The organism is Sphingopyxis sp. NJF-3 (assembly GCF_053514865.1).
Window position 1 is genome coordinate 2,985,993 of the sequence record NZ_CM130726.1, and the last position, 14,651, is coordinate 3,000,643.

17 protein-coding genes are annotated in these 14,651 nt (G+C 66.4%); 7 read left to right on the top strand and 10 right to left on the bottom strand.

The features are described from left to right. The first annotated feature begins 79 nt into the window (after positions 1-79). The 6 genes from ACOTSS_RS14540 (at position 80) to ACOTSS_RS14565 (ending at position 9,410) form a co-directional block, all read left to right on the top strand. Positions 80-2,839, top strand: coding sequence for a helicase-related protein (locus tag ACOTSS_RS14540; RefSeq protein WP_448688829.1), 2,760 nt, complete (start codon positions 80-82; stop codon positions 2,837-2,839). Further along, positions 2,839-3,198 (top strand): RNA-binding S4 domain-containing protein, encoded by a 360-nt coding sequence (locus ACOTSS_RS14545; protein ID WP_448688830.1) that lies wholly within the window; start codon positions 2,839-2,841, stop codon positions 3,196-3,198. The genes ACOTSS_RS14540 and ACOTSS_RS14545 overlap by 1 nt, the downstream gene beginning before the upstream one ends. Before the next feature lie 113 nt (positions 3,199-3,311). Then, positions 3,312-3,650, top strand: coding sequence for a ferredoxin FdxA (fdxA, locus tag ACOTSS_RS14550; protein WP_448688831.1), 339 nt, complete (start codon positions 3,312-3,314; stop codon positions 3,648-3,650). Between the two features lie 720 nt (positions 3,651-4,370). Beyond that, complete coding sequence (clpP, locus tag ACOTSS_RS14555; RefSeq protein WP_448688832.1) at positions 4,371-5,021, top strand: ATP-dependent Clp endopeptidase proteolytic subunit ClpP; 651 nt, start codon at positions 4,371-4,373, stop codon at positions 5,019-5,021. Between the two features lie 182 nt (positions 5,022-5,203). Next, positions 5,204-6,472: an ATP-dependent Clp protease ATP-binding subunit ClpX gene (gene clpX / locus ACOTSS_RS14560; protein WP_448688833.1), complete on the top strand. Its 1,269-nt coding sequence runs from the start codon at positions 5,204-5,206 to the stop codon at positions 6,470-6,472. Positions 6,473-6,824: 352 nt separating this feature from the next. After that, the gene (locus ACOTSS_RS14565; protein WP_448688834.1) at positions 6,825-9,410 is read left to right on the top strand and encodes a TonB-dependent receptor; all 2,586 of its coding nucleotides are present in this window, start codon (positions 6,825-6,827) and stop codon (positions 9,408-9,410) included. A 240-nt stretch (positions 9,411-9,650) separates the two neighbouring features. Here the strand turns inward: ACOTSS_RS14565 and ACOTSS_RS14570 are convergent, their stop codons facing one another. From ACOTSS_RS14570 to ACOTSS_RS14615, 10 genes are all read right to left on the bottom strand, one after another. After that, the gene (locus ACOTSS_RS14570) at positions 9,651-10,061 is read right to left on the bottom strand and encodes a SufE family protein (protein ID WP_448688835.1); all 411 of its coding nucleotides are present in this window, start codon (positions 10,059-10,061) and stop codon (positions 9,651-9,653) included. Positions 10,062-10,221: 160 nt separating this feature from the next. Next, a complete protein-coding gene (locus ACOTSS_RS14575; RefSeq protein WP_095388436.1) occupies positions 10,222-10,476 on the bottom strand; it encodes a hypothetical protein in 255 nt (84 codons plus the stop codon). A 23-nt stretch (positions 10,477-10,499) separates the two neighbouring features. Next, a complete protein-coding gene (locus ACOTSS_RS14580) occupies positions 10,500-10,763 on the bottom strand; it encodes a hypothetical protein (RefSeq protein WP_095388435.1) in 264 nt (87 codons plus the stop codon). A 34-nt stretch (positions 10,764-10,797) separates the two neighbouring features. Further along, the gene (locus tag ACOTSS_RS14585; RefSeq protein WP_448691360.1) at positions 10,798-10,995 is read right to left on the bottom strand and encodes a hypothetical protein; all 198 of its coding nucleotides are present in this window, start codon (positions 10,993-10,995) and stop codon (positions 10,798-10,800) included. An 86-nt stretch (positions 10,996-11,081) separates the two neighbouring features. Beyond that, the gene (locus tag ACOTSS_RS14590; protein ID WP_095388433.1) at positions 11,082-11,399 is read right to left on the bottom strand and encodes a hypothetical protein; all 318 of its coding nucleotides are present in this window, start codon (positions 11,397-11,399) and stop codon (positions 11,082-11,084) included. A gap of 16 nt (positions 11,400-11,415) precedes the next feature. Next, entirely contained in the window at positions 11,416-11,715 is a 300-nt protein-coding gene (locus ACOTSS_RS14595; protein WP_448688836.1) for a hypothetical protein, read from the bottom strand. A 29-nt stretch (positions 11,716-11,744) separates the two neighbouring features. Next, complete coding sequence (pspC, locus tag ACOTSS_RS14600) at positions 11,745-12,125, bottom strand: envelope stress response membrane protein PspC (RefSeq protein WP_448688837.1); 381 nt, start codon at positions 12,123-12,125, stop codon at positions 11,745-11,747. A 1-nt stretch (position 12,126) separates the two neighbouring features. After that, positions 12,127-12,402 carry an envelope stress response membrane protein PspB gene (gene pspB, locus ACOTSS_RS14605; RefSeq protein ID WP_448688838.1) on the bottom strand — a complete coding sequence of 92 codons (276 nt, stop codon included), beginning with the start codon at positions 12,400-12,402 and terminating at the stop codon, positions 12,127-12,129. A gap of 12 nt (positions 12,403-12,414) precedes the next feature. Continuing rightward, entirely contained in the window at positions 12,415-13,077 is a 663-nt protein-coding gene (gene pspA / locus ACOTSS_RS14610) for a phage shock protein PspA (RefSeq protein ID WP_448688839.1), read from the bottom strand. Positions 13,078-13,169: 92 nt separating this feature from the next. Next, a complete protein-coding gene (locus tag ACOTSS_RS14615; protein WP_448688840.1) occupies positions 13,170-13,343 on the bottom strand; it encodes a hypothetical protein in 174 nt (57 codons plus the stop codon). Positions 13,344-13,520: 177 nt separating this feature from the next. Here ACOTSS_RS14615 and pspF point away from each other — a divergent pair, with 177 nt between their 5' ends. Continuing rightward, entirely contained in the window at positions 13,521-14,549 is a 1,029-nt protein-coding gene (gene pspF, locus ACOTSS_RS14620) for a phage shock protein operon transcriptional activator (RefSeq protein WP_448688841.1), read from the top strand. The last annotated feature ends 102 nt before the right edge of the window (positions 14,550-14,651 follow it).

Genomic DNA, 14,651 nt, shown 5'->3' on the forward strand with positions numbered 1-14,651 from the left:
GTGAGGTCCAAATCGCCGCTGCTCACCGATCGCCTGTTGCACCGCAACGCCGCCCATGCCAGCATCGCGCCACAAGAATATGCCATCTCCCTCGTCCCATCCGGTCAAGGCCGTCCTTGGCCCCACCAACACCGGCAAAACCCATTTGGCGGTCGAGCGCCTGACCGCCCATGCCAGCGGCATGATGGGCTTTCCGCTGCGCCTGCTCGCGCGCGAGGTCTATGACCGGGTCGCCCGGATCAAGGGCGCGAATCAGGTCGCGCTGGTCACCGGCGAAGAGCGAATCATGCCGCCCGACGCGCGCTATCTGCTCGGCACCATGGAGGCGCTGCCGGTGGAACGCGACGTCGCCTTCGTCGGCATCGACGAAGCGCAGCTCGGCGCCGATCCCGAGCGCGGCCATGTCTTCACCGACCGGATGCTGCGCGCGCGCGGACGCGAAGAGACGATGATCCTGGGGTCGGCGAGCATCACGGGCCTCGTCCGCGACCTGGTGCCCGAGGCCGAAATCGTCACCCGGCCGCGCTTTTCGACGCTGAGCTACGCGGGGCCGATGAAGCTGTCGCGCCTGCCCAGGCGGTCGGCGATCGTCGCCTTCTCGGCCGAGGAGGTCTATGCGATCGCCGAGATGCTGCGCCGGTTCGCGGGCGGCGCCGCGGTGGTGATGGGGGCGCTCAGTCCGCGCACCCGCAACGCGCAGGTCGCGATGTTCGAGGCGGGCGAGGTCGACTATCTGGTCGCCACTGACGCGATCGGCATGGGGCTCAACCTCGACGTCCAGCATGTAGCCTTCGCGAGCCTCCAGAAGTTCGACGGGCGCCGCCTCCGCCGACTGACCATCGCCGAGATGGCGCAGATCGCGGGGCGCGCCGGGCGGCACCAGCAGGACGGCAGCTTCGGCACCATCGGCCTGCCGCAGGGCGGGATGACGCCCGAAGAAATCGCGGCGATCGAAGGGCATCATTTCCCGCCGCTCGCCAGCCTGTTCTGGCGCGAGCCGAGCCCGCGCTTCGACTCGCTCGACCGGCTGATCGGCGATCTCGGCCGCCCGCCCGTGCACGCTGCACTGCGCGCCGCGCCCGAGGCGGTCGACCTTGCGGTGCTGAAGCATCTCGCGGGCGACATGGAGGTGCTGGCGCGCGCGACCGACGCCGTCGCGGTCGCACGCTTGTGGGATGCGTGCGGCCTGCCCGACTTCGAGCAGCTCGGCCCCGAGCATCACAGCCGCACGGTGCTGAAGCTGTGGCAATGGCGGACGAACGGCGACGGGATGATCGACCCCGACTGGTTCGCGCGGCGGCTGGCGCGGCTCGACGATGTCGAGGGCGACATCGACCAGCTCGCGAGCCGGATCGCGGCGGTGCGCACGCTCTGCTTCATCGCGCAGCGCGGCGACTGGATCGCCGACGCCGCGGGCTGGACGGCGCGGACGCAGGACCTTGAAGCGCGCCTCTCCGACGCGCTGCACGCGGCGCTCGCGCAGCGCTTCGTCGACCGCCGGCTCGCGCTCCTCATCCGCGACGCGGGGCAGCGCCACGCCGCGCTGCCCGTCGCGGTCGGCGCCGACGGCACGGTCGCGGTCGACGGCGAGCCGATCGGGACGCTGACCGGATTCCAGTTCAAGGTCGATGCACAGGCGCGGGCGAGCGACCACCGGCTGCTGCTCGCCGCCGCCGAAAAGCATCTGCGCGCCGAGCTCGCGCGGCGCGCCACCGCGCTGGCCGAAGGCGACGGCGGCGCGCTGTCGCTGGTCGGCGAGGCGGGCGCGCCGCCGCGGCTCGCCTGGCACGGCCATGTGATCGCGACGCTCGCGCGCGGCACGACGCTGGTCCAGCCGGCCGTCCTGCTCGAACCCGCACTGCGCCGGCTCGACCCGCCGCAGGTGCAGGCGATCGCCGAGCGGCTGCAGGCGTTCGTCGCCGAGCAGCTCGCACGCCATGCCGCGCCGCTCGCCGCGATGGGCGCGGCGGCAGGCGACCTGTTCACCCCGCCGCGCGTCCGCGCGCTGCTCGCGGCGATGGCCGACGGCAGCGGGTTGGTCGAGCGCGCCGCCGTCGACGAGCAGCTCGCGGCGATGAGCGCCGAGGAGCGGCCGCAGCTCCGCAAGCTCGGCCTCACCATCGGGTCGCTCGACATCTTCCACCCGCAGCTGTTGAAGCCCGAGGCGGTGCGCTGGCGCGCCGCGCTGATCGCCGCGCAGCAGGGCGGCGCGATGCCCGCGCTGCCGCCGCACGGCGCCGTCCTGCAGAAGCAGGGCAGTCCCGAGGGGCTGCGCATCGCGGGCTTTCGCCGCTGCGCCACCGGCTGGCTGCGCATCGACATGGCCGAAAAGCTCGCGCGCCAGGCGCATGCGGCACGGATGCAGGCGGTCGCGCCGCCGACCGCGCCGATCGCGGGCGGCGAGCCGCACGACGACACCGAAGTGCACGAGGGCGACGAGGCGCAGGCCGCGGAGCCACCCGGCTTCGCGATCGACCCCGCGCTCGCCACCTCGCTCGGCCTCGACGCCGAGGCGCGGCGCGCGCTGCTCGGCAGCTTCGGTTTCCGCAGCGTCGGCGATCCGGCGCTCGAGCGCTGGCGCTGGCTCGGCCGCCGCAGTGGCGAGAAGCGACGCGGCCCCCGGCACCGCCGCAAGGGCGCCGAGCCCCGCCCCGGCCCGCAGAACGCCCAGGCGCCCCGCGCCGCGAAGCCGCCGAGGCCGAAGAAAGGCAAGAACGGCAAGCCTCCGTCCGCCGCGCCCCGTCCGGCGCGGCCCGACCGCCCCGCGCGTCGCGGTCCCTCACCGCACAGCCCGTTCGCCGGGCTCGCCGCTCTGCTCGCGGGCGCGCGGGAGGACTGATGGCGAGCCCCGGCGCGGCAGGGAGCATCCGGCTCGACAAGCTGCTGTGGTATCTGCGCTTCGCGCGCTCGCGCAGCCTCGCCCAGGCGCTGATCGCGGCGGGGCATATCCGCCTCGACGGGCGGCGGGTCACCCGCGCGTCGTGCGCGGTGCACGCGGGACAGACGCTCGTCCTCCCCATCGGCGAACGGATCGAGGTGCTGCGCCTCCTGTCGCTCCCCGGCCGCCGCGGCCCGGCAAGCGAGGCGCAGGCGCATTACCGGCGGCTGACCCCCGACCCGCCGGCCGCCCCCAACGCGGCTATCAGCGGCGAAGGAAAAGCTGTCGCCCATGATGGCGCCGCGGAGCCTATGGAGTGAGAGTGATTCGCAACTGCCCGAAAGCGTTGACGCGCCGCCGCCACGCGGCATAGAGGCGGGGAATCAGTACAGTCGAACGGCGCCGATGCGCCGCGATAAGGGAGCCGTTACCCATGACCTATGTCGTCACCGACGCCTGCATCCGCTGCAAATATATGGACTGCGTCGAGGTCTGTCCGGTCGACTGTTTCTATGAGGGCGAGAATATGCTCGTCATCAACCCGAACGAGTGCATCGACTGCGGCGTCTGCGAACCCGAATGCCCGGCCGAGGCGATCCTGCCCGACACCGAAAGCGGCCTCGAGAAATGGCTCGAGGTCAATTCGAAGTTCAGCGCCGAATGGCCGAACATCACGACCAAGAAGGACAGCCCCGCCGACGCCGACGAATATAAGGGCGTCGAAGGGAAATATGAGAAATTCTTCTCGGCCGAACCCGGCGAGGGCGATTGATTCGCGGAACCGGCGACGGGCGATCGGGGCGGGGTCACTCCCGCCCCTTTTCCTTTTGGCCGGGGCGATGGTTCGCAAGGGCCGCTAACGGTCGGTTGCAGCCATAGGCAGAGAGAAAGCCCCTCCCCTTCAGGGGAGGGGTTGGGGTGGGGTCTATCGGCCTTGCGCAAGGCCGATAGACCCCACCCCACTCCGACTAGGCAGCAAGCTGCCAAGTCTGCGTTGCCCCTCCCCTGAAGGGGAGAGGCTTATCGGGACGCAACGTCCGCTCCCCACCCCAAAGCAGACATCGCCCTCAAATAGGTCTTTCCTACATTATCCGGCTGTGCCAGCTTTCAGTCGGTGGAGCGGCCCAGCTTACCGGGGCGGCCATGGCGAGGCGTACCCGGAGCATTCAGCGCACCGCGAGGCCGACATCGGGGGAATGCAATAGGCTGAACTTTCCTGAACTTTGGAATTGCCGCGCCGCCGTTGGCCGACGGATCCCGGACCTAGGCCGCGATAAGACGCGCCGTGAACTTCGTGACCTTTGAAAAAAATGTCGCGGGTCATCCCCTTCATCGCCTCCTGCCCGGAAGCGAAGGTCAACGATCCGCCTCTTGAACCATTCGGCCCGATTTGCCCCCTTGAAACCCGTCGCCTTGCCGCCGATGTAGAACGCGGTGGGGCAGTCGGCCGGTCCTCGGCGCGGCAACCCGGATAAATAAGGACGAAATTCGCATGATCGACCCGCTCGCCGCCCTTGTTCCCGTCGTCGTCGAACAGACGAGCCGCGGCGAACGCAGCTTCGACATCTTCTCCCGCCTGCTGCGCGAACGGATCGTCTTCGTCACCGGCGAGGTCGAGGACCAGATGGCCTCGCTGATCGTCGCCCAGCTGCTGTTCCTCGAATCGGAAAACCCGAAGAAGGACATCTATATGTACATCAACTCGCCGGGCGGGGTCGTCACGGCGGGCATGGCGATCCACGACACGATGCAATATATCCGCCCGCGCGTCGGCACGGTGTGCATCGGCCAGGCGGCGTCGATGGGCAGCTTCCTCCTCGCCGCGGGCGAGCCCGGCATGCGCGTCGCGCTGTCGAACGCGCGCGTGATGGTGCACCAGCCGTCGGGCGGCGCGCGCGGCATGGCGTCGGACATCGAGATCCAGGCCAAGGAAATCCTCCGCATCCGCAAGCGGATGAACGACCTCTACGTCAAATATACCGGCAAGTCGCTGAAAGAGATCGAGAAGGCGATGGATCGCGACACCTTCCTCGAGGCCGACGAAGCCAAGGAATTCGGCATCGTCGACCAGGTGTTCGACCGCCGCCCGGGCATGCCCGATACAGACGCGCCGAGCGAGCCGAGCGAAGGCCCGACACCCTGAGCGCCAGGCGCGGCAAGATCGCGGTAACCGCGTTTCTTGACGCGTCCTTCGCCGCCCGTCGCTAGGCAGAACCGGGGCGAAACATTGTCTCCGTGTCACCCAATTGCCATATTGTAATTGGGTGGACGGGGGCTAGGATATAGGCGGCGGCGCCCTTTCTGGTGCCGGCCAAAGGAAGTTTTATGACCAAATTGAGCGGCTCGGACAGCAAGAGCACTCTCTACTGCTCCTTCTGCGGCAAGTCGCAGCACGAAGTCCGCAAGCTGATTGCCGGACCGACCGTGTTCATCTGCGACGAATGCGTCGAGCTCTGCAACGACATCATCCGCGAAGAGATCAAGGGCGGGGTCGCCGCGCGCAAGGACGGCGCGGTGCCGACGCCGCTGGAGATCTGCCAGCATCTCGACGCCTATGTGATCGGCCAGAACACCGCGAAGCGCGTGCTGTCTGTCGCGGTGCACAACCATTACAAGCGCCTCGCGAACAGCGGCCGCGGCGACGATGTCGAACTGGCGAAGTCGAACATCCTGCTCGTCGGCCCGACCGGCAGCGGCAAGACGCTGCTGGCGCAGACGCTCGCGCGCTTCCTCGACGTGCCCTTCACCATGGCCGACGCGACGACGCTGACCGAGGCGGGCTATGTCGGCGAGGATGTCGAGAATATCATCCTCAAGCTGCTGCAATCCTCCGACTACAATGTCGAAAAGGCGCAGCGCGGCATCGTCTATATCGACGAGATCGACAAGATCAGCCGCAAAGCCGAAAATCCCTCGATCACCCGCGACGTGTCGGGCGAAGGCGTGCAGCAGGCGCTGCTGAAGCTGATGGAAGGCACGACCGCGAGCGTTCCGCCGCAGGGCGGGCGCAAGCATCCGCAGCAGGAATTCCTGCAGGTCGACACGACCAACATCCTCTTCATCGCGGGCGGCGCCTTCGCCGGCCTCGAAAAGATCATCGGCGACCGCCTGCAGGGCAAGTCGATCGGCTTCGGCGCGCATGTTGCCGGCCCCGACGAGCGTCGCGCGGGCGAGGTGCTGAAGCAGATCGAGCCCGAGGATCTCCTCAAGTTCGGCCTGATCCCCGAATTCGTCGGCCGCCTCCCCGTCATCGCGACGCTCGAGGACCTCGACGTCGATGCGCTGGTCAAGATTTTGGGCGAGCCCAAGAATGCGCTGGTCAAGCAGTACAGGAAGCTGTTCGATCTGGAGGAGGTCGCGCTGACCTTCACCGACGATGCGCTGGTCGCGGTCGCCAGGAAGGCGATCGAACGCAAGACCGGCGCGCGCGGGTTGCGCTCGATCGTCGAGGCGATCCTGCTCGATACGATGTTCGACCTGCCCGACCTGACCGACGTGGTCGAGATCGTCGTCGACAAGGATGTCGTCGAGGGCCGCAAGCAGCCGGTGCGCGTCTATGCCGACAAGGCAAAGGAAGCGGGCGACGCCGCCTGAGTCGCGGCGCGCGCACCGCTTCCAGGCCGCCACCGGCCGTCCCCCTCCGCGCCGCATCTCCGTCCGCCGCGCCGACGCCGAAACGGACGACGGGCGTGGCGGACCGAGTCGGCCCCGGCCCGATGTTGCATTGCAGCAACAGTTGCCGAAAAAATATCTGCCCGCCTTGGCGGATCCCTGTTCATTGTAACAGAAAAACCGCGCTTTTCCGCTGCATCCTCTTCGCGCGACGTCAGCTGCGGGGTTGCACTGTCACAATCATGCCATAGAGGGGCGTCAGGGGCCCGGCCAGGTTATCGCGTGCCTGTCGCACGCTACGGCCGACAGCCAACCACCAAGGGGACATCCTGTCATGAAATTTCGTCACACGCTTGCCGCCAGCGTCGCGCTGATTCCGGTCGCGCTGATTTCCACGCCTGCCTTTGCCCAGTCGACGGGTTCGCAGGACTTCGAAAACGAGATCGTCGTTACCGGTTCGCGTGCGAACCAGGGCGTCGGCGGCGTCGTCGCGCCCGACACGACCAAGGCGAAGGCCGTCCTGACCCAGGAATTCATCGCGCACCAGGCGCCGGGCCAGACCGTCAACGACATCATCAACCAGCTTCCCGGCGTCAGCTTCCAGAACAACGACCCCTTCGGCTCGGCCGGCGGCAAGATGTCGATCCGCGGTTTCGACAACACCCGCATCAACCAGACCTTCGACGGCATCCCGCTCAACGACTCGGGCAACTATGCGCTCTATTCGAACCAGCAGCTCGACCCCGAACTGATCGAGCAGGTCAACGTCAACCTCGGCTCGACCGACGTCGACAGCCCGACCGCCGCGGCCTCGGGCTCGACCGTCAACTACCGCACCCGCAACCCGGGCGAGGAATTCGGCGTCAAGCTCGTCGGCTCGGCCGGCGACTTCAACTTCTTCCGCATCTTCGGCATGGTCGACACGGGCGTCTTCACCCCGTGGGGCACGCGCGCCTTCTTCTCGGCCAGCACCGCGACCAACGACACGGTGTTCGGCAATGTCGACATGCCCGGCGTCCCGTCGCACAAGGGCAAGATCGACAAGCAGCAGTACAACGCCAAAATCTATCAGCCGATCGGCGACAATGGCGACTTCGTCGCGATCTCGGGCCACTATAACGAGAACCGCAACAATTTCTTCGGCTCGGTCGGCCTGCGCACCGACCGCGACGTTACGGGCGGCTTCCCCCAGACCAAGGACGAACGCGATTATGGGATCGCGCGCTGCCAGATCAACACGGTGGCGACCCCCGGCGTCCGCGACACGGCCAACAGCTGCGGCTCGACCTTCGACGAACGCTTCAACCCGTCGAACACCGGCAACATCCGCGTCAACTCGCGCTTCACCCTGTCGGACGGCCTCGTCCTGACGATCGATCCGAGCTATCAATATGTGAAGGCCAACGGCGGCGGCACGGCGACCGGTAACGAAGGCTTCGCCGACGTCGATCCGACCGCGGGCGTCTCGCTGCAGACCGGCTACATCAACAACAGCCCCTATTACGGCCGCGACCTCAACGGCGACGGCGACCTGCTCGACACCGTCCGTGTGTTGGCGCCCAGCCAGACGCAGACCGACCGCGTCGGCGTCATCGCGGGTCTGCGCTACGACCTCGACGACAGCAACACCTTCCGCGTCTTCTACAGCTTCGATCGCGCCAGCCATCGTCAGACCGGCCAGACGGGCTTCCTGAAGCTCGACGGTTCGCCGATCGACGTCTTCCCGGTCAACGATCCGCTGACCGATGCCGATGGCAACGTCCTGCAGAAGCGCGACCGCAAGTCGATCGCCATGCTGAACATGTTCGGCGGCGAGTATCGCGGCGAATTCGGCGCGCTGACGATCCAGATCGGCGGTTCGTACAAGATGTTCAAGCGCGACCTGACCAACAATTGCGTCGCCTCGAGCGTGTCGGGTTCGGTCCAGTGCTTCAGCACCAACGACGAAGCCTTGGCGGAATGGCTGGAGCACAATCCGACCGTTTCGACCGGCCCCGGCGTCACCTCGCCGGTGCAGGGCCCGCAGCGCCGCGTTCGCAAGTATAACAAGTTCACGCCGAACGTCGGCCTGACCTATGACGTGACCGAAGACCTCAGCGTCTTCGCCAACTATTCGAAGGGCGTGCAGGTTCCGGGCACGGACAACCTCTACAACGCTTTCTTCTTCCCCGCGAACACCCCGTCGGCCAACCCGATCCCGGAAACGACCGACAATTTCGACGCGGGCGTGCGCTACAGCAGCAGCCAGGTGCAGGCGCAGGTCGGGCTGTGGTACACGATCTTCAACGATCGTCTCGCCTCGTCGTTCGACCCCGAGACCGAGCGCAACGTCTATCGGAACCTCGGCCGTGTCGACAAATATGGCATCGACGGCAGCGTCTCCTACCGTCCGATCCCCGAGTTCACGATCTACGCCTTCGGTTCGTACCTGAAGTCGAAGATCAAGGACAATGTCCAGAACGGCATCTGCAGCCAGAGCCAGGTCGATAACAATCAGGCGCTGTGCGAGACCGTCGGCGACCCGGCCTATGCGCTGACCAAGGGCAAGCGTGAATCGGGCTCGCCCGTCTACACCTTCGGCGGCCGTGTGCAGGGCGAACTTGGTCCGATCCAGCTCGGCGCGCAGGTCAAGCGGACCGGCCCGCGCTACGTGAACGACCAGAACCTGCCGTTGGTCATCGGTGGAAACAAGGTGTACGAGGCGAAGACCCCGGCCTACACGATCGTCGACCTCGACGCGCGCGTCGGTCTCGAATGGGCGGGCCTTGGCGACAAGACCTACTTCCAGTTCAACGTCACCAACCTGTTCGACAAGCTCTATGTCGGCGGTTTCGACGGTCAGCTGGTCGACAATTCGGCCCCGTTCGTCCAGATCGGCGCGCCGCGCACCTTCATCGGTTCGATCATCGTCGGCTTCTAAGCCGCGGCATCGCCGGAAAAGATCAGGGCGCGGGAGGCAACTCCCGCGCCCTTTTCTGTTGGCAGTGTTCGACCGATTGCAATCCTATCCGACGTGATCCCCGGCGAAAGCCGGGGTCCAGGGCGTTATAGCGCTGGCGCTGCGCGGTCGCGCTCTGAACCCCGGCTTTCGCCGGGATCACAGAGTGCCGATAAAAACCGGAAAGCCGTCACCAGCGATGCTCCCATCGCGGAGCCGTGCTCAGCCCGCGGCGATCCTGCGCGCCGTGTCCTGGACCAGCGCGATCATGTTGGGGACGCCCTGGGTGCGGTTCGACGAGAGCTGGCGCGTCAGGTCGAAGGGAGCAAGCGCGGCGGCGATGTCCATGCCCGCCACCTCGGCCGCGGGCTTGTCCTGCACCGCGGCGAGGACGAGCGCGACGATACCCTTCGTGATCGCGGCATTGCTGTCGGCGAGGAAATGGAGCCGGCCATCATCCTGCGGCACCGGATAGACCCAGACGCTCGCCGAGCAGCCGCGCACGAGCGTCGCGTCGGTCTTGAGCGCCTCGGGCATAGGCTCAAGCTCGCGCCCGAGCTCGATCAGCAGGCGATAGCGATCGTCGCCGTCGAGGAAATCATATTCGTCGAAGATGTCGGAGAGGCTGCGCATGGGCGCGGCAGTGGCAGAAACTACCCCGGAGGGAAAGAGGGCGACTGGTTCGCCATCCCAATAGCGTCATTGCGAGCGGAGCGAAGCAATCCAGAGTGTGCGTAAACCGCCATGGATTGCTTCGCTTCGCTCGCAATGACGCGGATTTATGGTTGGAGGGTTACAGATCCACCCCCGCGGCAATCGCTTCCAATTTGCGCAGCCGTTCCTTCAGATCGGCGATTTCGATCCGCGATCCGGCGTGCGGCACGGTCGCATCCTGCGCCGGGGTATGGCCCGCCGCGAGTTCCTCGCGCTTGAGCTGGATCCAGTCGCGCCAGCCGCGCAGCGCGACCAGGCTGATGATGGTCAGGGCGCTGAGCGCGATCGCGGCGGTGATCAGATGGGTGCTAATCTCGGACGTTATGGCGGCCATGGGTCGGCTCCTTCTTCGTCGCGTTACGGGAGGGACCGGTCGCGCAGCTTCTCGATCTCTTCGTCGAGGCTGGCGGCGCGGTTGTGGTCGGTGGCGATGCGTTCGAGAACCTGGATGCGCTCCTTGAGCGCGCGAATCTCGGCCTGCAGCGCCTTGGTCTCGGCATTGTCCTGGGCCACGAAATATTCGCCGCCGCGATGGTCGCGCCGCACGCCGTATTTCGCGCGGATGATGCTCCCGATCGTCACGATGAGGACGATGCCGATGACCATTTCAAAGGGGTTCATGGGAAGGATCCTTTCGCCTGATTCTTGTCGTTGTTCAGTTGAGCGGCGCGTCGCGCAGCTTTTCGATTTCGTCGGCGACATCGACGCCCTTGTCGGTGACGATGCGTTCGAGGACGCGGACGCGTTCCTCCAGCCGTTCGGTCTGCGCCGCATATTGCGCGGCCTTTTCCGCCGTTTCGTGCGATATCGCGGTCAGTTGCCGTTCCTTGAATTTCAGATGGCGGCGGAACATGTCGCTGCCGATGCCGAGCACGACGGGCAGACCGACGACGATGAGGAAGAATTGAACCCAGCTGTCCACGGGCGCGCTCCTTTCGTTCAGTTCGCCGGGCGCCGCAGCGCCTCGATCTCGCTCGCCACCCGGTGGCTCTCGTCGGTGACGATGCGCTCGATCACCGCGAGGCGATCCTTGACCGAACCGAGCTCGGCGCGAAGCTGGGCGTTTTCCTGGCTGATCAGCTTGACGCGTTCGATCGTCTCGTCGCTGGTCTTGGGATAGATCGCCTGGCCCCAGGCGCCGTCGAGCGGGTAGCCGTTCTTGATCCGCATCCAGGTCGTCAGCACCCAGCCGCCGACCGCGCTGACGCCGATGATCGCGGCGACGGGGGCCAGGGCATATAAAATATCGAGATTCATGATCTTCTCTTTCCTCTCAGCGCAGCCGGTCGATCTGGTCGGCGAGCTGAGCCGCCCCACCGTTCGCGTCGGTCGCGATCCGCTCGAGCACCGAAATCCGGTCTTCGAGCCGCGTGATCTTGTCGGCCAGCTTGGCATTGTCGCCTTCGAGCAGCGCGATTTTTCGATCAGCGTCGGGGGCGGTTCGATGAACCGTGCCGCCCCATTCATTCTCGACCGGATAGCCGTGCTTGGCGCGCATCCATGTCGTCGCCATCCATCCGATCATCGACATGGCGATGATGGCGAGGACGAAGGCGGGGCCACCGAAACTCATAGCTCTTCTCCCTGTTGCCCGGCCTTCGCTCAGCGCAGCGCGTCGATTTCGTCGGCGAGGCGGCGGTTGTGGCTGGTGTAATATTGCTCGATGTCGGCGATCCGGCGGTCGATGTCGCGGAAGCGCGAACGGATGTCGCGCGCCGAAGCGCTGGGGTTCGAGCGCACGCCCTGCCAGAACCGCGCCTCCTCGTTCGAGCCGTAGAGCGCGAAGGGCTTGGGCGTTCCCATCCAGGCGACCATCCAATAGGCGATCAGCGTCCAGGGGAAGCCGCCCATCAAGGTCAGCAGCACCGCGCCGACGCGCACCCAGAGGACATCGACGCCGCTATAGTCCGCGATCCCCGCGCACACGCCGCTCCATTTGGCGTTCTGCTTGTCGAGATAGAATTTCGTGCGGCTGGCAGACATCTCAGTTCCTCCTGCTTGTATTTTCGAGCTGCGCCAGATCCTCGTCGCTGCGTACCGCGGGGCGGAAGTCGGGATGGTCGGCGCTGATGATGCGTTCCACGGTATGAAGACGATTCTCGAGCCTTCGAGCCGTATCGTAAAGTTCGTCGAGCAGTTGCTCGTCCTCGCCGGTCAGCGTCTTCGCCTGCTTCCACTTGGTGATATAGTGGAGGATCAGCCACGGCAGGCCGAGGAAGAGGGTGCCGATGACGACGGGTACGATGATGATCTCGTCCATCGCTCCGGCTCCTTATTTCTTGCCCTGCGCGGCCTTCAGCGCGGCGAGCTCGTCGGCGACCTTGTCGGCGGCCTGCAGCTCGGCAATCTCCTCGTCGAGCGACTTCTTGTAGCCGAGGCCCAGCGCTTCGGCGCGACCTTCGGCTTCGTCGACGCGGCGTTCGAGGATTTCGAAACGCGAGAAGGCATCCTCGACGCGGTCGCCGTTGGTCATTTCGCGCAGCTTGTAGCGATTCTCGGCGCTTTCGAGGCGGTTGACGACGCTCGACTGGCGCGCGCGCGCTTCGCTGAGCTTCTTCTGCAGCTTGGCGATATCGGCTTCATAGCCCTTGAGCGCATCGTCGAGAACCGCAATCTCGCTCTTCAGCCGCTCGGCCATGTCGCCGGCCTTCTGCTTTTCGACCAGCGCCGCGGTGGCGAGGTCTTCGCGGTCCTTCGACAGCGCGAGCTCGGCCTTTTCCTTCCAGCTGTCCTGCAGCCCTTCGAGCTTGGCGATGTGGCGGCGCATTTCCTTCTGGTCCGCGATGGTGCGGGCGGCCGACGCGCGGACCTCGACCAGCGTCTCGTTCATCTCGAAGATGATCTGGCGGATCATCTTTTCGGGATCCTCCGCGCGGTCGAGCAGATCGGTGACGTTGGCGGCGATGATGTCGCGGGTCCGTGAAAAAATACCCATGTTACTAACTCCTGTCGAAACTCTTGAGACCTTGAATGAATGCTGGTGCCGGGGCGGGGCAAGGGGGGAGAGTGCCCCGGCACCAGAGCCGGTCAGGCCAAGGGACTGACCGCCGGGGCTATCGCAGCGGTCACCGCCAGCGCGCCGACGGGGTGTCCGGTGGCGCTGACGGCGACCTGGGGCTGGTCGATCACGCCAACGAGGATGGCCAGCGCTCCCGCCGCGCTGAGCGCGAAAGTGGCGGCCTGGGCAAACGTCGTTTTCATGGATCAACCTTCCCTGTTCTCGCTGCTCCGGCGCAAAGTCGTGCCGGTTCCCTCGAACCTATGCAGGGGGTGTGCCAATTGGCCCGAACGGCAGAAAAACGCGCGGACTCGCATCGGATTTGGGTTTAAAGCCGATTTGGCTTGCCAATCAGCGGGAAATATTGCCAATGATTGGGAATGGAGCGCGAAACGCAGTTCATCGGCCAGTCCGCGACCTTCCAGGACGCGGTCGAACGCGCGAGCCAGGCGGCGACGCTCGACCGCCCGGTGCTGGTGATCGGCGAGCGCGGCACAGGCAAGGAACTGATCGCCGAGCGCCTCCACCGCCTGTCGGCGCGCTGGGACAAGCCCTATCTGATCATGAACTGCGCCGCGATGCCCGAGACGCTGATCGAATCGGAGCTGTTCGGGCACGAGGCGGGCGCCTTCACCGGCGCGACGCGCAGCCGCGCCGGACGCTTCGAGGAGGCCGACGGCGGCACCCTGTTCCTCGACGAGCTCGCGACCATGTCGATGGGTGCGCAGGAGCGCCTCTTGCGCGCGGTCGAATATGGCGAGGTGACGCGCGTCGGTTCGTCGCGCCCGATCCGCGTCGACGTGCGCATCGTCGCGGCGACCAACGAGCATCTGCCCGCGCTGGTCGAGGAGAACCGCTTTCGCGCCGACTTGCTCGACCGGCTGTCGTTCGAGGTCATCACCCTTCCCCCGCTGCGCGCTCGCGAAGGCGACATCGAGGTGCTCGCCACCTATTTCGGGCAGCGCATGGCGGCAGTGCTCGGCTGGGAGGAATGGCCCGGCTTCGGCCCGCGCGCTCTCGCGCAGATGGAGGGCCACGACTGGCCGGGCAATGTCCGCGAACTGCGAAACGTCATCGAGCGCGCCATCTATCGCTGGCCCGACCCCGAAAAGCCGGTCGACGCGCTGAGCTTCGACCCCTTCGCGAGCCCGTGGCAGCCGGTTCACCGGCCCAAGGTGAAAGACGGCGCAGCGCCCGCGGCGGCGCCCGCTCCCTCGCACCCCGCCGCCGCCGCGCCGCCCGCCGGCCCGGTCAGCGACCTGCGCGCCGCGGTCGACGGCTATGAGCGGCAGATACTGGCCGACACGATGGCGCGCTGCCGCTACAACCAGAAGGTCGCGGCCGAAGTGCTCGGGCTCAGCTACGACCAGATCCGCCACGCGCTGAAGAAGCACGGATTGAATCAGTGATTTGACAACGTCGCCCCCGCGAAGGCGGGGGCCGTCGTCGTTTTGCACAGCATCGCAGGAGAAGGTCGCCAGCGGCCCCCGCCTTCGCGGAGGCGACGCCCT